The sequence below is a fragment of the Kribbella sp. genome, assembly GCF_035655035.1.
In the GTDB taxonomy this organism is placed as follows: Bacteria; Actinomycetota; Actinomycetes; order Propionibacteriales; family Kribbellaceae; genus Kribbella.
The window spans coordinates 1-19322 of sequence record NZ_DASRVN010000294.1 but is presented as its reverse complement, the minus strand read 5'-3'; the positions used below and the strand labels follow the sequence as shown (position 1 = coordinate 19322).

General features: G+C 69.5%; 25 protein-coding genes and 2 pseudogenes. 12 read left to right on the top strand and 15 right to left on the bottom strand.

The genetic code is table 11. The features are described 5' to 3' along the window. Together VFF46_RS17135 and VFF46_RS17130 are read right to left on the bottom strand one after the other, a co-directional pair. Positions 1 to 654 (bottom strand): cytochrome b N-terminal domain-containing protein (locus VFF46_RS17135; protein ID WP_325038128.1); only part of this gene is annotated, 654 nt, incomplete at its 3' end. Next, a complete protein-coding gene (locus VFF46_RS17130) occupies positions 651 to 794 on the bottom strand; it encodes a hypothetical protein (RefSeq protein ID WP_325038127.1) in 144 nt (47 codons plus the stop codon). The genes VFF46_RS17135 and VFF46_RS17130, both read right to left, overlap by 4 nt. A 131-nt stretch (positions 795 to 925) precedes the next feature. On the opposite strand from VFF46_RS17130, the gene VFF46_RS17125 reads away from it, so the two are divergent. Further along, positions 926 to 1660: a dienelactone hydrolase family protein gene (locus tag VFF46_RS17125; protein ID WP_325038126.1), complete on the top strand. Its 735-nt coding sequence runs from the start codon at positions 926 to 928 to the stop codon at positions 1658 to 1660. Between the two features lie 10 nt (positions 1661 to 1670). Here VFF46_RS17125 and VFF46_RS40615 read toward each other — a convergent pair. Next, positions 1671 to 1769: pseudogene (locus VFF46_RS40615) on the bottom strand (CBS domain-containing protein); the annotation flags it as partial. Positions 1770 to 1843: 74 nt separating this feature from the next. On the opposite strand from VFF46_RS40615, the pseudogene VFF46_RS40610 reads away from it, so the two are divergent. Then, positions 1844 to 1942 (top strand): annotated as a pseudogene (locus VFF46_RS40610) (hypothetical protein); the annotation flags it as partial. 57 nt (positions 1943 to 1999) lie between these two features. On the opposite strand, the gene VFF46_RS17120 reads toward VFF46_RS40610, so the two are convergent. Both VFF46_RS17120 and VFF46_RS17115 read right to left on the bottom strand, forming a co-directional pair. Continuing rightward, positions 2000 to 2164, bottom strand: a complete 165-nt coding sequence (locus VFF46_RS17120) for a hypothetical protein (RefSeq protein ID WP_325038125.1) — start codon at positions 2162 to 2164, stop codon at positions 2000 to 2002. Between the two features lie 37 nt (positions 2165 to 2201). Next, positions 2202 to 3593, bottom strand: coding sequence for an MBL fold metallo-hydrolase (locus VFF46_RS17115; protein ID WP_325038124.1), 1392 nt, complete (start codon positions 3591 to 3593; stop codon positions 2202 to 2204). Between the two features lie 149 nt (positions 3594 to 3742). Between VFF46_RS17115 and VFF46_RS17110 the strand changes: the two genes are divergently transcribed. Next, entirely contained in the window at positions 3743 to 4000 is a 258-nt protein-coding gene (locus VFF46_RS17110) for a metal-sensitive transcriptional regulator (protein WP_325038123.1), read from the top strand. A gap of 99 nt (positions 4001 to 4099) precedes the next feature. Here the strand turns inward: VFF46_RS17110 and VFF46_RS17105 are convergent, their stop codons facing one another. From VFF46_RS17105 to VFF46_RS17095, 3 genes are all read right to left on the bottom strand, one after another. Then, on the bottom strand, positions 4100 to 4360 hold the full coding sequence (locus tag VFF46_RS17105) for a hypothetical protein (RefSeq protein WP_325038122.1): 261 nt from the start codon (positions 4358 to 4360) through the stop codon (positions 4100 to 4102). Between the two features lie 204 nt (positions 4361 to 4564). After that, entirely contained in the window at positions 4565 to 5347 is a 783-nt protein-coding gene (locus tag VFF46_RS17100) for a universal stress protein (RefSeq protein WP_325038121.1), read from the bottom strand. Continuing rightward, on the bottom strand, positions 5344 to 5544 hold the full coding sequence (locus VFF46_RS17095; RefSeq protein WP_325038120.1) for a hypothetical protein: 201 nt from the start codon (positions 5542 to 5544) through the stop codon (positions 5344 to 5346). The genes VFF46_RS17100 and VFF46_RS17095 overlap by 4 nt, the downstream gene beginning before the upstream one ends. A gap of 148 nt (positions 5545 to 5692) precedes the next feature. Here VFF46_RS17095 and VFF46_RS17090 point away from each other — a divergent pair, with 148 nt between their 5' ends. After that, positions 5693 to 6502: an amino acid-binding protein gene (locus tag VFF46_RS17090; protein ID WP_325038119.1), complete on the top strand. Its 810-nt coding sequence runs from the start codon at positions 5693 to 5695 to the stop codon at positions 6500 to 6502. Between the two features lie 8 nt (positions 6503 to 6510). Here the strand turns inward: VFF46_RS17090 and ppk2 are convergent, their stop codons facing one another. Next, a complete protein-coding gene (ppk2, locus tag VFF46_RS17085) occupies positions 6511 to 7305 on the bottom strand; it encodes a polyphosphate kinase 2 (RefSeq protein ID WP_325038118.1) in 795 nt (264 codons plus the stop codon). Positions 7306 to 7581: 276 nt separating this feature from the next. On the opposite strand from ppk2, the gene VFF46_RS17080 reads away from it, so the two are divergent. Next, complete coding sequence (locus VFF46_RS17080; RefSeq protein WP_325038117.1) at positions 7582 to 8565, top strand: PEP/pyruvate-binding domain-containing protein; 984 nt, start codon at positions 7582 to 7584, stop codon at positions 8563 to 8565. Positions 8566 to 8756: 191 nt separating this feature from the next. On the opposite strand, the gene VFF46_RS17075 is transcribed toward VFF46_RS17080, so the two are convergent. After that, entirely contained in the window at positions 8757 to 9617 is an 861-nt protein-coding gene (locus tag VFF46_RS17075; RefSeq protein WP_325038116.1) for a universal stress protein, read from the bottom strand. Positions 9618 to 9779: 162 nt separating this feature from the next. Here VFF46_RS17075 and VFF46_RS17070 point away from each other — a divergent pair, with 162 nt between their 5' ends. From VFF46_RS17070 to VFF46_RS17050, 5 genes are all read left to right on the top strand, one after another. After that, positions 9780 to 10832, top strand: coding sequence for a zinc-dependent alcohol dehydrogenase family protein (locus VFF46_RS17070; protein WP_325038115.1), 1053 nt, complete (start codon positions 9780 to 9782; stop codon positions 10830 to 10832). A gap of 184 nt (positions 10833 to 11016) precedes the next feature. Then, the gene (locus VFF46_RS17065; protein WP_325038114.1) at positions 11017 to 11583 is read left to right on the top strand and encodes a DoxX family membrane protein; all 567 of its coding nucleotides are present in this window, start codon (positions 11017 to 11019) and stop codon (positions 11581 to 11583) included. 137 nt (positions 11584 to 11720) lie between these two features. After that, the gene (locus VFF46_RS17060; protein WP_325038113.1) at positions 11721 to 12632 is read left to right on the top strand and encodes a universal stress protein; all 912 of its coding nucleotides are present in this window, start codon (positions 11721 to 11723) and stop codon (positions 12630 to 12632) included. Between the two features lie 14 nt (positions 12633 to 12646). After that, on the top strand, positions 12647 to 12820 hold the full coding sequence (locus VFF46_RS17055; RefSeq protein ID WP_325038112.1) for a hypothetical protein: 174 nt from the start codon (positions 12647 to 12649) through the stop codon (positions 12818 to 12820). Between the two features lie 141 nt (positions 12821 to 12961). After that, positions 12962 to 13615, top strand: coding sequence for a response regulator transcription factor (locus VFF46_RS17050; protein ID WP_325038111.1), 654 nt, complete (start codon positions 12962 to 12964; stop codon positions 13613 to 13615). 1 nt (position 13616) lies between these two features. Here the strand turns inward: VFF46_RS17050 and VFF46_RS17045 are convergent, their stop codons facing one another. The 5 genes from VFF46_RS17045 to VFF46_RS17025 all read right to left on the bottom strand — a co-directional run bounded on the left by VFF46_RS17045 (position 13617) and on the right by VFF46_RS17025 (position 17891). After that, positions 13617 to 14183: a flavodoxin domain-containing protein gene (locus tag VFF46_RS17045; protein ID WP_325038110.1), complete on the bottom strand. Its 567-nt coding sequence runs from the start codon at positions 14181 to 14183 to the stop codon at positions 13617 to 13619. 87 nt (positions 14184 to 14270) lie between these two features. After that, on the bottom strand, positions 14271 to 14627 hold the full coding sequence (locus VFF46_RS17040) for a hypothetical protein (protein WP_325038109.1): 357 nt from the start codon (positions 14625 to 14627) through the stop codon (positions 14271 to 14273). Next, entirely contained in the window at positions 14624 to 15598 is a 975-nt protein-coding gene (locus VFF46_RS17035; RefSeq protein ID WP_325038108.1) for an Acg family FMN-binding oxidoreductase, read from the bottom strand. The genes VFF46_RS17040 and VFF46_RS17035 overlap by 4 nt, the downstream gene beginning before the upstream one ends. Before the next feature lie 93 nt (positions 15599 to 15691). Further along, positions 15692 to 17434, bottom strand: coding sequence for a GAF domain-containing protein (locus tag VFF46_RS17030; protein WP_325038107.1), 1743 nt, complete (start codon positions 17432 to 17434; stop codon positions 15692 to 15694). A 19-nt stretch (positions 17435 to 17453) separates the two neighbouring features. Continuing rightward, a complete protein-coding gene (locus tag VFF46_RS17025) occupies positions 17454 to 17891 on the bottom strand; it encodes a pyridoxamine 5'-phosphate oxidase family protein (RefSeq protein WP_325038106.1) in 438 nt (145 codons plus the stop codon). A gap of 218 nt (positions 17892 to 18109) precedes the next feature. Here VFF46_RS17025 and VFF46_RS17020 point away from each other — a divergent pair, with 218 nt between their 5' ends. Both VFF46_RS17020 and VFF46_RS17015 read left to right on the top strand, forming a co-directional pair. After that, positions 18110 to 18742: a helix-turn-helix domain-containing protein gene (locus tag VFF46_RS17020; RefSeq protein ID WP_325038105.1), complete on the top strand. Its 633-nt coding sequence runs from the start codon at positions 18110 to 18112 to the stop codon at positions 18740 to 18742. Further along, the coding region (locus VFF46_RS17015; protein WP_325038104.1) for an ABC transporter ATP-binding protein at positions 18739 to 19322 on the top strand (584 nt) is incomplete at its 3' end. The genes VFF46_RS17020 and VFF46_RS17015, both read left to right, overlap by 4 nt.

Genomic DNA, 19322 nt, shown 5'->3' with positions numbered 1-19322 from the left:
AGGACCGGCTTCGGTCGCCTCGGTGTCGATCGGCGGTACGACGCCGTGCCGGCGGACCAGGATCACGTGCAGCACCACGATGACGCCGACGACGAACGGCAGCAGGGCGATGTGCCACATGAGCATCTGGCCGGGGTTCAGCACGTTGAACCAGGCGCCGACGCCGACCGAGTTGAGGCCGTCCTTGGCCTGCGTGCTGATCCACTGCGAGTCGAAGTTCGACTGCGAGAGGTACCCGGTGAACGCCGTACCGATGGAGCCGGCGAAGCACAGCACGCCGGTGATCCAGGTCAGCGCCCGCTTGCCCCGCCAGGCGGCCATGAAGAACTTGCCCCACAGGTGGATCACCATGAACGCGAAGAACAGCTCCACGCTCCACAGGTGTAGCGAGTTCACGAAGTGCCCGGTCGACGAGGTGTGCCACCAGGCGGGTCCGCCCAAGGCCAGGACGGCGCCGGAGGCGAGCACGATCAGCAGGGCTGCCAGGGTGAGTACGCCGAAGACGTAGATCCACGAGCTCACGTATACGGGCTGGCGGTCGGGGAGCAGCTGTCCGGGTGGGACCGTCCGGCCGAGCCGCTCGCGCAGGCGGACCGTCCAGTTGCGCCGGGCAGGCTGGTCGTGTGCCGCCGTACGGCTGGCGATCGAGGTCATGGCCGGTCCCGATCGTCGTCGTCGCCGTGCCGGAACGGTACGGCGATCGCGAGCGCGAACACCACGATCATCGCAAGGATGATGACCAGGTTGGTCACCGAGATCTGGATGACTCCCCAGTGGATGTAGCTTCCGGCCATCATTCCTCCTCTGAACGCTTTCTCCCACCGTCGGCGCGGCCGGGGCGCGTGCGCAGAGTCCTTGGACTCTGGCGTCGGGGACCAAAGTCGTCGCGGCTCTCAGGAGCCCCACAGGTGTAGGGTCCGGTGCTATGAGTTCGCTCGACTCCTGGGCTCTCGGCGGCCACACGGCAGACGGCGTGACGCACCCGACGTACCGCAAGGGCGCCGGACCGGGCGTGATCGTGATCCACGAGATCCCCGGTATCACTCCGGCGGTGCTCGAGTTCGCCGAAGAGGTGGTGGCTCGTGGCTTCACGGTGGTGATGCCGTCGCTGTTCGGCCGGCCGGGCGCTCCGGCCACGGTGCTGGAGTCGGTGCGGACCATCGCGGGGATCTGCGTCAGCCGGGAGTTCACGATGTTCGCCATGGGGCGGACGACGCCGGTCGCCGGATGGCTGCGTTCGCTGGCTCGCGAGCTGCACGACGAGCTGGGTGGGCCGGGCGTCGGCGCGGTCGGCATGTGTATGACGGGCGGCTTCGCACTCGCGATGCTGGCCGACGCACCCGTAGTGGCACCGGTCCTGGCCCAGCCTGCCTCGCCCGCTCCGGTCGGTGCGGCGCGCAAGGCCGACCTGGGGCTCAGCCCGGCCGACCTGGCGTCGGTGAAGGCGAAGGCCGCCGCGGGATGCCAGGTGCTCGGCCTGCGCTACCAGGACGATCCAGCCGTCGGCACACGTTTCGACACCCTGCGCCGGGAGCTCGGCGCGAACTTCATCGCGGTGGAGTTCCCCGGCCGGAAACACTCCACCTTGACCGAGCACCGCCGGCAGGAGGGCGTAGACCGCGTCCTGGCGTTCTTCGAGGAGAAGCTGACCACGCGCTGAGGGCAACCACCCCGGCCAGCCGGTCTTGCCGGTCGACGACCGGCAGGATGGTGATCTGGTTCCGGCCGAGCAGCCGCAGGGCCTCACTCACCGGAGTCTCACCGAGCACGGTGATCGCGAGCGTCGGCGAGCCGCGCCACGTCGTCCGGCACAGGTTAGTCCTGCTGCCGGCTCGTCGTCGGGGCCTACCACCATGCCCGGGCGGCGGCCGTCTTCCTCGGCACCGTGACCCGGGGTGTCCTGCACCACGCGGCGTGCCCGCTGGCCGTCGTACCCGTGTAAGGGAGAACGATCAGTACCTGGAACCGGGCGCCAAGCTGGCCACGCCGCCGGGGCTGGTCACCGTCGCCGGAGGCGGTCGAGCCAGGTGCCCTGACGTTCGGTCTTCGGATGGCCGGGGCACCATTGGTCGGCGGGGACCATCGCCTTGACCTGCCCGACGTGCTGGCCGCAGCCGGCCCAGGTGGTCTTGGAACAGGTCTTGCAGGTGACGGGTCGGCACATGGTGATTCTCCTTCTGGGGATGGGATGTACGGGCCGGTCAGGCTTCCGCGCCGACCAGCTGGAGGCCGGCCTTCGCGGCGTTCTCGAACTGGTCGTCGACGGCAACGATTGTGCGGCCGGCCGCGTGCAGGAACGATGCGGCGATCGAGGCGCGGAACCCGGCGGCACAGTGGACCCACACCTCGCCGGGCGGCACGTCGGCAAGCCGCTGCGGCAGTTCGTGGACGGGAACGTTGACCGCGCCAACGATCCGCGCGGCGCGGTGTTCCTCGGTTCGGCGTACGTCGAGAACGACGACGTTGCGATGGTGCCGGACGAGTTCGAGGTCGGCGAAGGTGGCGGTCGGAAAGGAGACCGGCGCGTCCGGGCTCCACCGCTCGGGTCCGCCGGTGGCGTGCGCGGCGGGGCGGTCGATGCCGATGCGTACGAGCTCGCGCTGGGCCTGGCTGACGTCCGCGGCGGTCTCGCCGAGCAACGTCAGCGGCGTACCCCAGGGGATGAGCCAGCCGAGGTACGTCGAGAACGCCCCGTCGAGGCCGAAGTTGAGGGTGCCGGGTGCGTGCCCCGCCGCGAAGGCGGTCCGGGTCCGCAGATCGACGACCCATTCGCCGGCCTCGATCCGGCGGCGGAGTTCGGCCGCGTCCGCGCGCTCGGGCAGCGAGAGGTCGGCCGCGGCAGGACCGGCCGAGTTGGCGGCAGCCATGTGTGCGTAGTACGCGGGCCAGGCTCCGAGGCCGTCCAGCAGGTCGCGGACGTAGTCCGTTTCATCGCTGGTCAGGACGGGGTTGGTGCGCTTCTCCTGCCCGATGGTCGATTCGGCGGCCGCGGACTGAGTCGCCGAGCAGAACGAGCCGAAACCGTGGGTGGGAAAGATCTTCGTCACGTCAGGCAGCGTCCGGGCGAGCCGCTGTGCGGACCGGTACTGGTGATGTACGAGCGTGTCGGTGTGATCCGGGCCGAGGAGGTCGGGTCTTCCGGTCGCGCCGTACAACAGCGATCCGCCGCTGAAGACAGCGATCGGCTGCTCGTCGTCGGTGAGTGCGTAGGACAAGTGGGTGAAGGTGTGGCCGGGCGTGTGGATGGCCCGGATCCGCATCCGGTCGCCGATCCGCACGGTGTCGCCGTCGCGCAGCGGCGTACGTTCGAAGGTCACCTCGTCGTCGGCGTTGACGAGGTACTCGGCGCCGGTGGCCCGGGCGAGGGCGAGGCCGCCGGTGACGTAGTCGTTGTGGATATGGGTCTCGAAGACGTGCGTCAGCCGGACATCCTCGTCCTGGAGCAGCTGCAGGATCCGGTCGATGTCGCGCTGCGGATCGACGACGAACGCCACTTCGCCGTCGTGCACGAGGTAGCTGCGGTCACCGAGCGACGGGGTCTCGACGGTCCGGACGGTCAGGCTCGGAGTTCGTCGCGTGCGGTGATCGGTCATCGTGTCCTCACTGGATGGCTCGAAGTGTCCGGGAGATATCCCCCTAGGGGGTTCGAGAACGACCGTAACATATCCCCCTGGGGGGATGTAGACTCGGTGCTGGTGGCGCCCGGTCGGACGCCGTCATCGACCGAACGGGAAGGGCTTCGATGGACTTCGAGCCGGACGAGATCAAGCCGATCGTCACCCGGATGAAGCGCGCGCACGGACATCTCGGCAGCGTGATCCGGATGATGGAGGAGGGCGCGGACTGCGAATCGGTCCTCACGCAGTTGGCCGCGGTGAACAAGGCTCTCTCGCGCGCCGGGTACGCGATCGTGAGCACCGGCCTGCAGCACTGCCTCGCCGACGAGAACAGCGACGTCGACACGGCCAAGCTGGAGAAACTGTTCCTCGCCCTGGCCTGACCGAACGCGGCCATTGCCTGGTCTCTCCCGAAGCAGCGTCGTATCAGTGGGTTTGATCCGGTTGTGGGTGTCTCCAAGGTGGGCGCGTACAGCTCGTCCTCACCGGGATCGCCTCCGATCGGAGGTCTTGGGTCTGGGGATGGAGACCACGGTCCAGGCCAGGACGAACAGCACCACCAGAGTGACTCGAAGGCCTTCGGGCCAACCGCTGGTCCAGACGGCCGTGGCCAGGACCTGGGGGAAGAACACGAGCCAGACGAGGATCTCGACCACGATCGGCAGGTCGCGGATCCAGGCAGCGAGGTCGTCGAGCCGGCCCTGTTGCATCAGCACGAAGAACACGATCCACAGTCCGGTCATCCACGTGAACCAGCCTCTGGAGGATGGCGGCGCCCCACGAACCTTCGGTGCGGAATCGCGGGTCGATGACTTGCTCATGATCCCCTCCCTTCCGGTATCTCGAGCATCCGCGCGGACGGACCGCGACACATCGGGCGTTGGTCCTGCTTCGCACAGGCCGATGCACCCTGCGGACGCAGGCGAGGCGCGGCTACGGAGACGCGGTCAGCCGCCCGTTGCGGCGGCTGGGATGACGGCTACGGGGCAGTCGGCGTGGTGGAGGACGGTTTGGCTGACGGAGCCGAGGAGCATGCCGGTGAAGCCGCCGCGGCCGCGGGCGCCGAGGACGATCAGGCTCGCGTCGGCGGACAGGCGCAGGATGTGTTCGGCGGGGTGGCCGGTGATCTGGATCAGTTCGGCGTCGTGGCCGCCGCGCTCGTGGACGGCGGCGCGGAGCTCGGCCTCGGTGATCCGGTGCAGGTCGGTACCGGCGGGCTGGGCGGCGACGACGCGTACGGCGAGGTCGTGCCGGCGCGCGTAGCCGAGCCCGAAGTCAAGCGCGGTGTCGCTCGCCGGCGAACCGTCGTACCCGATCACCACCCGCACGCCGGCCATGCTGCCGAGATCCGGCCGTACGACGACCACCGGGCAGCGCGCGTTCGCCGCCAGGTCGAGGCCCGTGGAGCCGACCAGCGCTCCCATCATGAGACCGAGACCGCGGCTGCCGATCACCACGACGGCCGCCGAGCTGGACGCCTTGACCAGCGCCGAGGAGGGCGAGCCGCTCTCGATCCGGGAGTCGATGACGATCCTGGGCTGCAGTCCGCGGGCCTGCGCGACCGCCTTGTAGATGACGTCCCCGGCCCGGGACGGCGAGTCACCGGGCGGTACGGCGTACACGACGTGCAGCGGGCTCCGCAGCGCGGCCGCCTCGATGGCGCCCCACCGGACCGCGACGTCCGCCGCTGGCGATCCGTCGACACCGACGACTACGGGCTTGTGTTTCATACCGGCTCCTTGGCGGTGCTGCAGGGGTGGATCCCATCGCCCGCGACCAGCAGTTCACGCGGGCGGCGGACGAAGCGGGCGGCGGGCGCGCCGTCGACCTCGAACAGGCCGTGGATGGCGTGCCCGCGCCGTGCGGCGCGGCCGGTGTCGATCACCAGTTGCCGGACCCACGGCGCCGCCGTGATCTGTGCGCCCACGGTGTACCTCCCGATCTCAGCATGCACCGATCAGCCGGCCCGTCGCATCGGCCGATCGGTTCTCACCACGCGGGACCTTGGACCCTGCGGCGGACGAACTTCATGCCTGCGCAACACCGGGGCAATCGGGGCCGGGGACCCTGGAACCATGGATTCGTTGCGTACGACGCTGACCGGCGGTACGGCGTGCGAAGTGTGCGGGCGGTTACCGCATCCGCGGCGGCTGCGCCTGACGCTGGCGAAGCTGGTGGCGGTCGCGCCCGTGGAGCTGGCGCTGCATGCGGTGGTGCTCGCCGCGCATCCGCCGTACCTGATCTCCGTCGCTGTGCTCGCGAGCGTGACGACCGCGCTGGTCATCTGGGTGGTAGAACCGTCAACCATGCGGCTGCTGCGCTCCTGGTTGCATGCGCCGAAGGTGCGGCCGCAGCAGGGGATCGGGACGTTGTGGCGGATCCGTGTGACGCTCGACGATCGAGCCGGTTCGTTGGAGAGCGTGACCCGGCGGCTCGCCGTCCTGGACGCGAACATCCTGGGGCTGCACGTGCATCCGGTCGACGACGGTGTGCGGGACGAGCTGGTGGTGTCGGCACCGGACGAGCTGACGGCGGCCGACCTCGAGGCGGCAGTTGAGACTGGAGGCGGACGTGACACCCGCGTCTGGCCGACCACGGCGTTGGCGTTGGTCGACGGGCAGACCAAGGCGCTGAGCCTGTCGGCACGAGTCGTCGCGGACCCGGCCGAGCTGCCCCACGCGGTCGCCGAACTCCTCGGCGCTCAGCTGGTCACGGACCGCTCGGCTCTGGCCGGGCAGCTGCCCGGGGACGTGCTGAAGGTGCCGTCTCCGTGGACGGGGCTGTTCGTGTTCACCCGGCCGGGCGAGCCCTTCACACCGGCCGAGTCGGCCCGCGCACACCGCCTGGCCGAGTTGGCCGAAGCAGCCCAAACCATCACCCGCTGACCCCGCACTCAGCGGCGCAGCTGGGCGGCGTGGTCGGGGACCTGGGTCTGCATGTCGCGGGGTGGGCGTTCGTAGCCCTTGGACGGTGGGCGTGGGGGGAGTTCTAGCGGGAGTCGCTGGACCTCGTGGTACGGGATGGTGGACAGCAGGTGGGCGATCATGTTGATCCGGGCGGAGCGCTTGTCCTCGCTCTCCACGACGTACCACGGTGCCTCGGGGATGTCGGTGTGGACGAACATCTCGTCCTTGGCGCGTGAGTAGTCCTCCCACCGAGTGATCGACTCCAGGTCCATCGGCGACAGTTTCCATCGGCGCATCGGGTCCTCCAGGCGGCTGCGGAAGCGGTTCTCCTGTTCGCTGTCGCTGACCGAGAACCAGTACTTGCGGAGCAGTACGCCGTCCTCGACCAGCAGGCGTTCGAAGATCGGGCACTGGTGCAGGAACCGGGCGTACTCGGTGTTGGTGCAGAAGCCCATCACGCGTTCGACGCCGGCCCGGTTGTACCAGCTGCGGTCGAACAGGACGATCTCCCCGGCTGCGGGTAGGTGTTCGACGTACCGCTGGAAGTACCACTGCGTCCGCTCCCGCTCGGTCGGCGCGGGCAGGGCGGCGATCCGGGCGACGCGCGGGTTCAGGTACTGCGTGACCCGTTTGATCGTGCTGCCCTTCCCGGCCGCGTCCCGGCCCTCGAACACGATCACGACCCGCGCCTTCTCGACCCGCACCCACTCCTGCAGCTTCACCAGCTCCGCCTGCAGCCGCAGCAGTTCCTTCTCGTAGGCCTTCTTGGGCAACTTCGTCATTCCCCAACGATGCCGCAGCTGTCGCCCACATCACAGCGGTCACAGGCCGGCCGGGTCTGTCGGCCCTACGAGCGTCGCCTGGCCGGTGGTCCGCGCCACGACGGGACCTTCGGCTCTGACCGCGGCCGGTCCACCGGGCGAGCCTGAGGAGCGAAGGGCTTTCGAAGGAGAGGCCGCCATGAGCATCAGGAGCCAGCGGTACGGCGAGCTGTGGCTTTTCATGCTGGCCGCCGGATCGGCCGCGGGCGTCGCGGCGTCGCTGCGCTAGGAGGAGCCATGAACAGCGAGTACGTCGTACAACTGAACGACGCGGCCAAGGCGGCGCTCGATCCGTCGCAGGTTGGACTGAAGGTGGCCCGGCTGGCGGAGCTGGCGCGGCAGGGAATCCGGGTGCCGGCGGGGTTTGCGGTGACGGCTGCGGCGTACCGCGAGTTCGTCCGGGACGCGCGGCTGGGTCCGGCGATCGCTCAGGCGATCCGTAGGTTCCGGGCGGGTCGCGAGCTGGCCGTAGCGGCGGCGGAGATCCGCTCGGCGTTCCGTGACGAGTCGGTGCCGGCGTCCGTGGCCGACGAGATCCTGGCCGCGTACGACGAACTGGGCGGCGACGGTACGGACGTCGCGGTTCGGTGCAGCCCGGTGACGGTGGCCGACGGCCTGCAGGATGAGGTGTTCCTGCACCTCACCACCGCGGCGGACGTTCTCGCGGCCTGCCGGCGGTGTTTCGCGTCGCTCTACAACCCCGTTGCTGTCGGCAACCGTGAGGCCGAGGGGCTCGACCAGCTGAAGGCCGTGATGCCGGTCGCCGTGCAGCGGATGGTGCCGGCCGACCTCGGAGGCACCGGTACGGCCCGTGGCGAGAGCGCGTTCGTCCGGGTCCGCGCCACCTGGGGCCTCGGCGATGCACCGACGGCCGGCGCCGACCAGTACTCGGTGCATCCCGGCGATCGCCCGTTGATCGTGCGGCACTGCGGGAACAAACCCGCGAAGAAGGTGTACGCCTATCCGCGCGGCACCCGGACCGTTCCCACCACACCGCAAGAACAAGCCGCGCTGGTGCTGTCCGACAACGACCTTCAGACGCTCGCCCGCTGGTCGGTGCTCGCGGACAAGCACTTCCGCCGCCCGACGACACTCGACTGGGCAAAGGACGGCCGGACCGGCGAGCTCTTCGTGGTCGAGGTCCGACCCGGCCCGATCCCGACGACGACGATCCGGTACCGGGATCTCAGCACCCGCGAAATTGCCAAGGAGTACCGATGATCCTGCCGTTCGACCGAGGGCCCGAGCACCTCAGCGGATGAAGGGAACGCGGTAATGAGGAAGTACATCCCGGTGGGCGCGGCTGCACGCTGTCCGAGGCGGCGCTGACCGGGCAGGTGCAACGCCGGAGTGCGGTGGCACGTGCCGAGGAGATCGTCGGCGGTATCGACGGTGCCGTCGGGATTCGCATCTCAGAAGTCCGCGTGGTGGACGACGGCGACCGGGCAGTGGGAGTGGTACAGCAGGCCGCGCGCGACGGATCCCATGCGGAGTTCGGAGAACGCCGTACGGCCGAAGCCGCCGACCACGACGAGGTCCGCGTTCTGGGACTCGCGGGCCAGGACGAGGACCGGGTAGTCGACGACTCCGTGGCTGGTGACGGTGATGTCGGGGTATTTCGCGGTCCAGCCTTCGAGGGTCTGCGTGAGGAGTTCGTCGGCGGTCTCGATCCAGGGGCGTGCGGGGTCGAACCAGCTGTGCGGGTCCGGGTAGGTCTGGCGGACCTCGATCGCGTGGACGCCGACGAGGCCGGCGCCGGTTTGCTCGGCGAGTTCGAAGGCGAACCGGAGCGCGTCCTGGCCGTCGACGGAGCCGTCGACGCCGACTACGTACCGGTTGTGGGCGGGTGCCGTGGGGTCCCAGGTGTCCGGTACGACGATCAGCGGCACCGTGGTGGCGAGCGCCGTACACATCTGGGAGGTCGAGCCGAGGACGAGCTCGGCGAAACCGCCCATGCCGCGGCGGCCGACGACCAGGGCCTGGGACCGCTCGGCGAGCTCGAGCAGGATCCGTGCCGGGTGGCCGTGCCGTACTTCGAGGGTCGCGGCCCGGAAGCCGATCCGCTCGAGCTCCGTGAGGGCGTCGCCGAGTACTTCGCTGCCGTCGTCCGGCTCGGTCGGCGGTGGTCCGAGGGGAGCGTTGTCGTTGTCGACGACGTACACCGCGTGCAGCGGCGCCTGAAGTACGGCGGCGTAGCCCACCGCCCAGGTCAGCGCGATCAGGCCGTCGCGGGATCCGTCGATCCCTACCAGGACAGGCAGTTCGGTGGACATGGGACCTCCCGGGGCTCGTACTCCTTGCAGTCCAGTCAATCCGTGGGTGCCTGCGGTCGGCAGGGCCGAAGGTCCCGCCGACCGGTGGTCTTCGGCCGCTCCGACGGACACCCGGGCGGCTCAGGGTCGAAGGTGGAAAGTCTCGTCCAGGGAGGTTCGAAGATGTTGGCATTGGTCTACAACGGTCCGGGGCAGCGGAGCTGGCGCGAGGTGCCGGATCCGGTGATCCAGGATCGCGAGGACGCGGTCGTTCGCGTCGACGCGGTGACGATCTGCGGAACGGATCTGCACATCCTGAAGGGCGACGTACCGGCGGTGCGGCCGGGCCGGATCCTCGGCCACGAGGCGGTCGGCACGATCACTGAGGTCGGCAGCGGCGTCCGGGGCGTGGCGGTGGGCGACCGGGTGCTGATCTCCTGCATCACGGCGTGCGGCCGGTGTGAGTACTGCCGGCAGGGCCATTACGGCCAGTGCCTGGGTGGCGGCGGCTGGATCCTCGGTCACCTGATCGACGGCACGCAGGCCGAGCTGGTCCGGGTCCCGTTCGCGGATCGGTCGGTGTACAGGCTGCCGGACAGCGTCAGCAACGAGGAGGCGGTGCTGCTGGCCGACATCTTGCCGACGTCGTACGAGGTCGGCGTACTCAACGGGAAGGTCTCCCCGGGCGACACCGTGGTGATTGTCGGCGCGGGTCCGATCGCGCTGGCGGCGTTGGCGACCAGCAAGCTGTTCACGCCGTCGCGGGTGGTGGTCGTCGACGCGGCCGACTCCCGCCGGAAGGCCGCGCTGGAACGCGGCGCCGACCTGGCTCTCGGTCCGGACGAGGACGTGGAGGCGAAGGTCCGCGAGCTGACCGGTGGGCTCGGTGCCGACGTGGCGATCGAGGCGGTCGGCGTACCGGCGACCTTCGAGCTCTGCACGCGTCTTGTCCGTCCGGGCGGCACGGTGGCGAATGTCGGCGTCCACGGCGCGCCGGCGACGCTGCACCTCGAGGACTTGTGGATCAAGAACGTGACCATCACGACCGGCCTGGTCGACACGTTCTCGACGCCGCGGTTGCTGTCGATGCTCGCGGCCGGCCGGTTGCAGCTGCCCGGCCTGATCACCCACCGCTTCGGTCTCGACGAGATGCAGGACGCGTACGACGTGTTCTCCGACCCGGCCACCACGGGCGCGCTGAAGGTCGCCCTGTTCGGCGAGAAGGGATTCGAGTAACGATCGAAGGCCGCGGCCCACGACGACCTGTCGTGGACCGCGGGCTGGCGCCTGCGTGCCGACGGGCTTACGTCCTGGAGTGAAGGGCCGTTCGGCTCGGATGGATCGGGTGCCAACGACTCTGACCGGCCTCGGTCCGAGAAACGACGATCGAGGTGTCGGAATCGAACGAAAGGACGACACCATGACCACCACCCCGCACCGGACGCAACGGCAGCACCTGCCGGCTCCCGTGATGGCACCTGACGGCGATCGGCACCCGATCATCACCACCGCGGCCGGCCGTGCGCTCGCCGTGCTGCGGATCGTCTACGGGCTCACGTTCCTGTGGGCGTTCCTCGACAAGCTGTTCGGATTCGGCTACGCGACCAAGTCCGGCAAGAGCTGGCTCGACGGCGCCGACGTGACCGCCGGATTCCTGAAGGGCTCGATGGGCCCGATGAGCAGCTTCTACCACTCGATCGCGGGTGACTGGTGGGTCACGCCGCTGTTCATGATCGCACTGGTCGGCATCGGTCTCGCGCTGACGCTCGGTATCGGGATGCGGGTCGCGGCGGTCAGCGGCGTACTGCTGTATCTGCTGATGTGGTCCGCGAACCTGCCGCCGCAGACCAACCCGGTACTCGACGACCACATCCTTGGCGCCGTCACCGTAGTCGTCCTGGCACTGGTTGCTGCCGGCAACGTGTGGGGCTTCGGCAAGGTGTGCAGCGGCCTCGCGATCGTCCGCAAGTACCCGTGGTTGCAGTGAGCAACATGCGTGTCAAGCCGGTCATCCGCCTGGGGATCGTCAGTCCGTGGCGTGAAACCGGCGCCCTGGAGTAGGCGTCCTGTACCACGCGACGTGCCCGCTGGCCGTCGTTCCTGCGTAATGCTGAGGTGAGCGTGATGAGTGACTGGAACCGGACCGGACCCGTCGTGGTCGAGGTCGACGGAAGCGCGGAGAACCACCGCGTGGTGGACTACGCGTCCGCCGAAGCGCTGCGGGTGGGTGCGGAGCTGGTGCTCGTCGCTCCGTACCCCGCGCACGGTTCGTACTCGCCGATGATGCCGGGTTACGCGCCAAGGTCGCCGGCCGAGCGGGCCGACGACGCGGTGCGTGCCGCGGTCGCGCACGTACGTCATCGCGACGGGTACGCGACCGCGCTGGTCGCGGTCACCGAGGAGGGATCGCGGCTCAGGGCCCTCGCCCACGCGGCGCGGAAGGCCCGGATGCTGGTGGTCGGAAGATCCCGTAGCCGTGGCCCGCAACGGTTGGTCCACACCCAGACCAACCTGACACTTGCGGCTCGGGCCGGCTGCCCCGTCGTCGTCGTACCACTGTCCTGGAAGCCGGGCGTGCTCGACCGGAAGGTTGCCGTGGGCATCGACGGTACGGCGTTGTCGACCGAGGCGCTGGAGTTCGCCTTCGGCGTCGCGGCCGGGCGGGAGGGTGACCTGATCGTTGTTCATGCCGGAGTGCCCGCGGAGCGGCCGTTCGTCGACGAGGATCCGGAGTGTTCGTGGATCAGCCGGGCGGACTACGTGCTGTCGGAGAACCTCGCGCGATGGACCAGCCGGTTCCCGATGGTGAAGGTGACTCGGTTTCTCAGCAGCCGGCCGCCGGCGGCCGCACTGGTGCACGAGAGCGCCGAGGTCGGCCTGGTCGTCGTCGGCGCGCACAGTGGCCCGTTGCTGATCGACCCGGTGGCGCGGCGTTCGATGGCCGCGATGACGTGTCCGGTCGCGATCGTTCCACACCACCTGACCGATACCGAGCGGGCGCGCTCGCACCCGCAGACCGCCGTATCGACGTACTGATCGGAGGCAACACCATGGCGGCGCGGTCCGCGGCGAAACTCCTGCGCCGGATGGGTCTGCGGCTACTGGGCACCGAGAGCCTCTTCGTGAACGAGACCACCGGCCCGATCCGGGACGTCGAGCTCGACCGCGCGCACCGCTGGGGCGAGGACCTCGGCCGCCTCCACGAACACGAACTGGAGCTCTGAACACCCACCTTCCCGACTGCAGTCACCGGGCACCGGCGCGGCCAAAGGTCCCGGTGGGGGCGGGACCGTGGTCCCTGGCGGGTAGCGTCGTACGGCGGGATGCTGGTGCGAGCGACGCGCCGAGGTGGGAGGGAGACGGTGATGGGGATCAGGGTGTTCCTGCTCGACGATCACGAGGTGGTGCGGCTGGGGCTGCATCAGTTGCTGGACGCGGAGCCGGACATCGAGGTGGTCGGTGATGCGGGGACGGCGGCGGAGGCGATCGCGCGGATCCCCGCCGTACGCCCCGATGTCGCCGTCCTGGACGTCCGGCTGCCGGACGGTGACGGGATCACGGTGTGTCGCGAGGTGCGCTCGCAGATGGACGAGCCGCCGGCCTGCCTGATGCTGACGTCGTTCTCCGACGACGAGGCACTGTTCACCGCGATCATGGCCGGCGCCGCCGGGTACCTGCTGAAGCAGATCCACGGGCAGGCGTTGGTTGACGCCGTACGGCGGCTCGCGGCCGGTGAGTCGCTCCTCGATCCGAGCATGACCGCGAAGGTCCTGGAACGCCTGCGTCATCCGGCTGAGGCCGAGGACCCGCGGTACGCCTCGCTGACCGAGCAGGAACGCCGCATCCTCGCCGAGATCGCCGAGGGCAAGACCAACCGCCAGATAGCCCAATCGCTCTACCTCGCCGAGAAGACCGTCAAGAACTACGTCTCCTCACTATTCCGCAAACTCAACCTCGAACGCCGCACCGAAGCCGCCGTCTTCGCTATCGAACACACGAAGAAGCACCCGCCGCGGTAACTCAGCCGAGGTAGTGGCCGGCTGGGTGGTGGGGGAGTGGCTTGGGTGATGGGCGGTGCCAGGTGCTGCGTTGGGTGGCTTCGATGGCGGCGCTGATGTCTGCGGACCACCTGCGGATCTTGTCCCAGTCGCGGACGTCACCGGCGAGGTTGCCGGTCGCGAGGTGGCGGGCCAGGAAGCCTTGGGCGGTGGCCTGTTCGAGGCGGCCGGGGAACGTGACGGCGGGTGTTGCGCCGATCTCGTGGGCGAGGTGGCGGACGGCCGGCGGCATTGCCTGGTCCTCGTCCTTGTCGGGGCCGACCGGTCCGCTGTGGAAGAGCCAGACCTGACGTTGGCGCAGCTCCTCGACGTGGTGCCGGAGGAACAGTACGGCCTCCCGGCGCCACCGCCGGATGTAGATCGCGCTGCCGAGGACGACCGCGTCGTACGGCGTGATGTCCTTGACGCGCGCGACGTCGACGACGTCGGCATCGTGCCCGTGCGCGCGGAGCTCTGCACCGATCGCCTCGGCGATACCGGCGGTCGCGCCCATCTTGCTGGCATACGCGACGAGTACCTTCTTCGACATCGCAGCCTCCTTCGACTCAGTCCCAGCACACCACCCGGCATCACGTCGTCGGCAGTGCCGAACGGCCCTCCCGCATAGGACCTTCGATCAGGAGGCTGGTTGGACGGTTGGCTCGAAGTGGACGGCTACGCGGGTGAGGGCGTGCAGGGCGGCGATCGTTTCCGCGATCCTGCGGTGCGAGTCGGCGGGATGCACGGTTCGGTAGAGGTGGTTGCGGAGATCTTCGAGGTTGTCGAGCAGACGCTCGATCTCGTCGACGACGATCCGGTCGCCGGGGCGTTGCGCGGTGAGCGCAGGGATGATGCGTCCGCGGAAGGCGATCAGCGTGTGCTGGGCCTCGACGAGCCGGCGCTCCTCGAGGAACCAGCTGTCGGCCTGGCTGGTCTCGGCGATGTCCTCGAGGTCGGCCTGCCAGCGGTCGACCTCCTCGCGCAGTGTGGTCATGGCTGCTCCTCGGGCAGGAACTCGGCGAGAGGCCGGCGGGCGGTGCCCTGGTGGCGTCGGCTCTGGCCGAAACGGATGATCATGTGGGCGTGGCCCGGCCGTCCGGTGAGGCGCTGCACCGTGCGGCGCAGGTCGTCGTACTCGAGCGGCTGGTTGAGGAACGACGCGCTGACGCCGGCCCGGGTCGCGGTCAGCAGTACCCGCTCGAGCGCGGAACCGGCCGCGACCTGATCGGCGGGCGTGTCGAAGTCGGTGGAGAGTACGGCGAGATCGGGGTGCTCCTCGAACGACCGCTCGGTCCGGAGCCGGTCGATCGGCCGGGTGCCCATGTCGCGGACGGCCGCGGGGTAGCTGGTCGATCGCGGCCCGAGCGCCGAGCTGGGTACGCCGTCCGCCGAGCGCTCGCCGCCGACCCAGCGGCTGCGTTCGGCCCGCCGGTGCCAGTCGTGGATCTCGCGCAGGTCGGTGTCGACAATCAGATTGAGCACAATCCGAAGGTCGTCCGCGCCCAGCCAGGTGAGCCCGGCGCCCTCGGCATAGGCCGCCTGCATGAGCGCGACACGGACGTTCTCGGCGATCGGGACGGCGCCGGACGGCTCCCGGTCGGTGTGCCGGTACGGGATCTGCCGGGCCAGGTCCGCCAGCTCGTCGTTCCGGGCGGCGGTCGGCTCGATCACGATCCGCGCGAGCAGGTCGGGTTCTTCACTCGGGTACGGCGCCAGCCCGAACCAGGCGCCGTACCCGAGGGTCTCGGCCGCGCACCGGAGGTTGAAGGCGGCGGCACCGGCGGCGATCCGCATCGCGCGGCCGGTCGGGTCCTCGGCGGGGAGGGCACGCGATCCGTCCAGGTAGACGTCGATCACGTGGCCCTCGACCTCGAACCGCCACGGCTGGGTGTTGTGCATGCTCGGCGCGGCGATGGCCGCCGTGAGCAGGACCTGGACGTCCTTGGTCGGCAGTTGCTCGGACACTGGGCGCTCCTCCCACTGGTTCTCCTTCTTCAGGTTCGCCGGTGGGAGGTGGTTGGCGCCGCGGCCAAGAGTCCCGATCTGGGGGGCCGTTGGTCAGTTCGGTGCGGTGAGTTCCACCACGGTGCCGTGCGGAACGTTGTCGGCGATGCGGACCGTACCGCCCAGCGCCTGCGCACGCTCGGTCAGGTTCCGCAGGCCACTCCTACGGGTGCTGTCACGGATGCCGATGCCGTCGTCGGAGATGCGGGCGACGGCGTGTTCGGCGTCCGCTGTGATCTCGACGACCACCTGTGACGCCCGGGCGTGGCGGACGACGTTGGACAGTGACTCGCGGACGGTCGCCAGGATCTGTGGACGTACGGCGGCCGGTACGACGGTGTCGATCGGGCCGGTGCAGATCAGCTGGGGCCGGAAGCCGAGCGCGTCGGCGTACTCCGTGACCAGCGCCTGGACGTCGCCCCGCAGGGAGCTGGAGTCCGGGGGCTGCTGGAGCTCGAAGATCGCGGCCCGGAGGTCGTGGATGGTGGTGTCGATGTCGTCGACCGCCCGGCTGAGGCGCTGCTGGTGCTCGGGGCGGACCAGGCGGTGCATGCCTTGGAGTTGCAGGCCGGTCGCGAACAGTCGCTGGATGACCAGGTCGTGGAGGTCGCGGGCGATCCGGTCGCGGTCCTCGAGGACGGCGAGCATGTCCCGGTCACGTTGTGCCTGGGCGCGTTCGAGGGCGAGGGTGGCCTGTCCGGCGAACATCCGCACCAGATCGGCACCCTCGGTGATGCGGGCGTTCGCGCCCTGTTCGAGGGCGACGGCGAGCAGGCCGCCGGTGCCCGTGTTGCCGGGTGGCAGCGGAGCCATCGTCGTCCGGGCGAGGCCGGCGCCTTCGGGGAACTCGGGCAGGCTGCCGGCGTCCTTCAGCAACTGGGCGAGGTCCTCTACGTCGATCTGCTCGCCGGGGGCCGAGGTGACGCGGCCGATGACCGGCAGGTCGGCGGGGATCCGGCGGCCGACGTACTGGGTGAACCGCGGTGGGCCCTCGACGGCGCGCACCACGAGTTCGTCGCCGTCCGCCAGCAGCACGGCCGCGACCTGGGCGCCCGAGACCTCGCGGGAGCGCTGCGCGATGAGTTGGAGCGCCTGGTCGGTGTCGAAGTCGCCGAGCATCAGCTGGGTGATCTCCGCTGTGACCTCGTGCCAGCGCCGGCGCTGCTCGGTGTCGGCGTACAACCGGGCGTTGTCGATGACCACGCCGGCCGCGGCGGCGAGCGCGGTGACGGTGCGTTCGTCGTCCTCGGTGAAGTCGGCGCCACCGGTCTTCTCGGTCAGGTACAGGTTGCCGAAGGCGTGCTCGCGGGTCCGGATCGGGACGCCGAGGAAGCTCTTCATCGGCGGGTGGTTGGCGGGGAACCCGTACGACCGGGGGTGTTCGGCGAGGTCGTGCAGCCGGATCGGCTCGGGATGCTCGATCAGCAGACCGAGGATGCCGTGGCCTTCCGGGTACGGGCCGATCGCCGCGATCTCGTCGTCGGTCACGCCGTGCGTGATGAACCGGATGAGCCGCTTGCCGTCAGGCCCGACCACACCGAGGGCGCCGTACCGCGCGCCGGCGAGCTCGCAGGCCGCGGTCACGATCCGGTCCAAGGTGCTGTTCAGGTCGAGGTCCGCGCCGATACCCACGACCGCGTCCAGGAGGGCCCGCAGGCGTTCCTGGTACTCCATGATCTGGTCGACACGCCCGAGCAACTCCTGGAGCAGGGCATCGAGGCGTACCCGGGACAACCCGGCGTACTCCAGCGCGCCCTCGTCCCAGCCACCCTGCGCAGACCGCGAACCTTCGGCCACCCGACAAGAATACGGTGAATCAGCGCGGCCGCTGGCCCCAGGGAACCAGCCGGCGACCCTGTACCGACTCGATGCCGAGCCGGACGAACTGCGGGTCGTCCATCGGCATCCACGAATGCAACGGCAGCCGCTGCCGCAGGTCGGCGCGCTCGTCGGCCGTCACGACCGACAGGTGCCCGATCGCCGTGACGGTCCAGCCGACATGCCGCTCGGCCTCCACGTCGTCGGCCTCGAACGCGACCACGTCGCCCCGCTCGGCGGCCCGGAACTTGTCGCCCTGACCGGTGTTGAACACGATCGTGTCGTCGTCGACCACGAAGTTGACCAGCCGGATCGCGGGCAGCCCGGCGTACGTGTAGACCAGCCGTCCCAGCGGGACGGAACCTAGTAGCCGCAGACAGTCCGCCGGGCTGAGAATCTGCAGCCTGGAACGGTCGAAGCGTAATGAAGTACTCATGAGAGATCTCTCGACACCGTGGACCGGGGTGCCCACGCTCCAAGACTGGCGCGAAGCCCCGGCCGAGGTGAGGGCCAAAGGTCCCGAACCAGCCGGAAAGTTGCTCCAACCGCGGCAGGCTCACGGCCGAGTGTCCCGGTGTTAACAATTGCAGTACGCAATGATTGCAGCAGGCAAACCATTGACCTGGGGCTGTCCGCTTGTTTAGCGTGCTGAACATGGGTTCAGTCGCGGAGGAAGGTGACCTCACCGGTAAGGCGAGCATCCGCAACGCCGCGCTGCGGTTGTTCGCCGAGCGTGGGCATGATGCCGTCACGCTGCGGGAGATCGCCGCGGCGGCTGGTGTGTCGCCTGCGCTCGTGGTGCATCACTTCGGCAGTAAGGAAGGGCTGCGGGCGGCGGTCGACGACTACGCCGGGCGGGCTTTCGATTCGCTGTTCGCGATGGACGAGCAGGATCTGGCCGGGGCGCTGACCGGGGACGGCTGGACGTCCGTCGCGGAGATGTTCGCGCGCGCCTTCCCGCCCGGCTCGCCGTTGCCGGCGTACCTGCGCCGGCTGCTGCTCGTCAACGATCCCGCGGGCGCGGCGCTGTTCGGGCGGTGGTTCATCCAGACGCGCCGGCTGCTCGACTCGTTGACCGAGCTCGGCGCCACTCGCCCAAGTGACGACATCGCGGTCCGCGCCGCGTTCATGCTCGTCAACGACCTGGCACTGCTGCTGCTGCGGAACCAGGTTGCCGCCGCGATCGGGGTCGACCCGCTCACCCCGGAGGGCATGTCGCGTTGGGCCAAGGAGGTCACCGCCGTCTACCAGCAGGGCGCCTTCGTGTCCGGGGAGGAGCAGTCGTGAGTGATGTCATCCAGGTCCAGGGACTCGTCAAGACGTTCGGGAAGGTGCGTGCCCTCGACGGCCTGGATCTGACGGTTCGTCCGGGTGAGGTCCATGGCTTCCTCGGCCCGAACGGGGCGGGCAAGTCGACGACCATCCGGATCCTGCTCGGGTTGATGCGGGCCACCAGCGGTGCGGTCGAACTGTTCGGCGCGGATCCGTGGCGCGGAGCTGCCGGGCTGCACGGGCGCCTTGCCTATGTTGCCGGGGAGGTCGCGCTGTGGCCGGGCCTGACCGGTGGTCAGTGCCTCGACGTGATCGGTGCGACGTACGGCGGTGTCGACGACACGCGGCGGAAGCAGTTGATCGAACGTTTCGAACTCGATCCGACGAAGCGGATCCGGGACTACTCCAAAGGCAACCGGCAGAAGGTCGCATTGGTGGCCGCGCTGTCCGCCCGGGCCGAGATGCTCGTCCTGGACGAACCCACCTCGGGCCTCGATCCGTTGATGGAACAGGCCTTCCAGCAGTGCGTGCGGGAGCGCCGCGATGCCGGGGTGACGGTGCTGCTGTCCAGCCACATCCTCGGCGAGGTCGAGGC

Coding starts and splice junctions, on each gene's coding strand:
- VFF46_RS17130 (WP_325038127.1), bottom strand. CDS start 794: ATGGCCGGAAGCTACATCCACTGGGGAGTCATCCAGATCTCGGTGACC.
- VFF46_RS17125 (WP_325038126.1), top strand. CDS start 926: ATGAGTTCGCTCGACTCCTGGGCTCTCGGCGGCCACACGGCAGACGGC.
- VFF46_RS17120 (WP_325038125.1), bottom strand. CDS start 2,164: ATGTGCCGACCCGTCACCTGCAAGACCTGTTCCAAGACCACCTGGGCC.
- VFF46_RS17115 (WP_325038124.1), bottom strand. CDS start 3,593: ATGACCGATCACCGCACGCGACGAACTCCGAGCCTGACCGTCCGGACC.
- VFF46_RS17110 (WP_325038123.1), top strand. CDS start 3,743: ATGGACTTCGAGCCGGACGAGATCAAGCCGATCGTCACCCGGATGAAG.
- VFF46_RS17105 (WP_325038122.1), bottom strand. CDS start 4,360: ATGACCGGACTGTGGATCGTGTTCTTCGTGCTGATGCAACAGGGCCGG.
- VFF46_RS17100 (WP_325038121.1), bottom strand. CDS start 5,347: ATGAAACACAAGCCCGTAGTCGTCGGTGTCGACGGATCGCCAGCGGCG.
- VFF46_RS17090 (WP_325038119.1), top strand. CDS start 5,693: ATGGATTCGTTGCGTACGACGCTGACCGGCGGTACGGCGTGCGAAGTG.
- ppk2 (WP_325038118.1), bottom strand. CDS start 7,305: ATGACGAAGTTGCCCAAGAAGGCCTACGAGAAGGAACTGCTGCGGCTG.
- VFF46_RS17080 (WP_325038117.1), top strand. CDS start 7,582: ATGAACAGCGAGTACGTCGTACAACTGAACGACGCGGCCAAGGCGGCG.
- VFF46_RS17075 (WP_325038116.1), bottom strand. CDS start 9,617: ATGTCCACCGAACTGCCTGTCCTGGTAGGGATCGACGGATCCCGCGAC.
- VFF46_RS17070 (WP_325038115.1), top strand. CDS start 9,780: ATGTTGGCATTGGTCTACAACGGTCCGGGGCAGCGGAGCTGGCGCGAG.
- VFF46_RS17065 (WP_325038114.1), top strand. CDS start 11,017: ATGACCACCACCCCGCACCGGACGCAACGGCAGCACCTGCCGGCTCCC.
- VFF46_RS17060 (WP_325038113.1), top strand. CDS start 11,721: ATGAGTGACTGGAACCGGACCGGACCCGTCGTGGTCGAGGTCGACGGA.
- VFF46_RS17055 (WP_325038112.1), top strand. CDS start 12,647: ATGGCGGCGCGGTCCGCGGCGAAACTCCTGCGCCGGATGGGTCTGCGG.
- VFF46_RS17050 (WP_325038111.1), top strand. CDS start 12,962: ATGGGGATCAGGGTGTTCCTGCTCGACGATCACGAGGTGGTGCGGCTG.
- VFF46_RS17045 (WP_325038110.1), bottom strand. CDS start 14,183: ATGTCGAAGAAGGTACTCGTCGCGTATGCCAGCAAGATGGGCGCGACC.
- VFF46_RS17040 (WP_325038109.1), bottom strand. CDS start 14,627: ATGACCACACTGCGCGAGGAGGTCGACCGCTGGCAGGCCGACCTCGAG.
- VFF46_RS17025 (WP_325038106.1), bottom strand. CDS start 17,891: ATGAGTACTTCATTACGCTTCGACCGTTCCAGGCTGCAGATTCTCAGC.
- VFF46_RS17020 (WP_325038105.1), top strand. CDS start 18,110: ATGGGTTCAGTCGCGGAGGAAGGTGACCTCACCGGTAAGGCGAGCATC.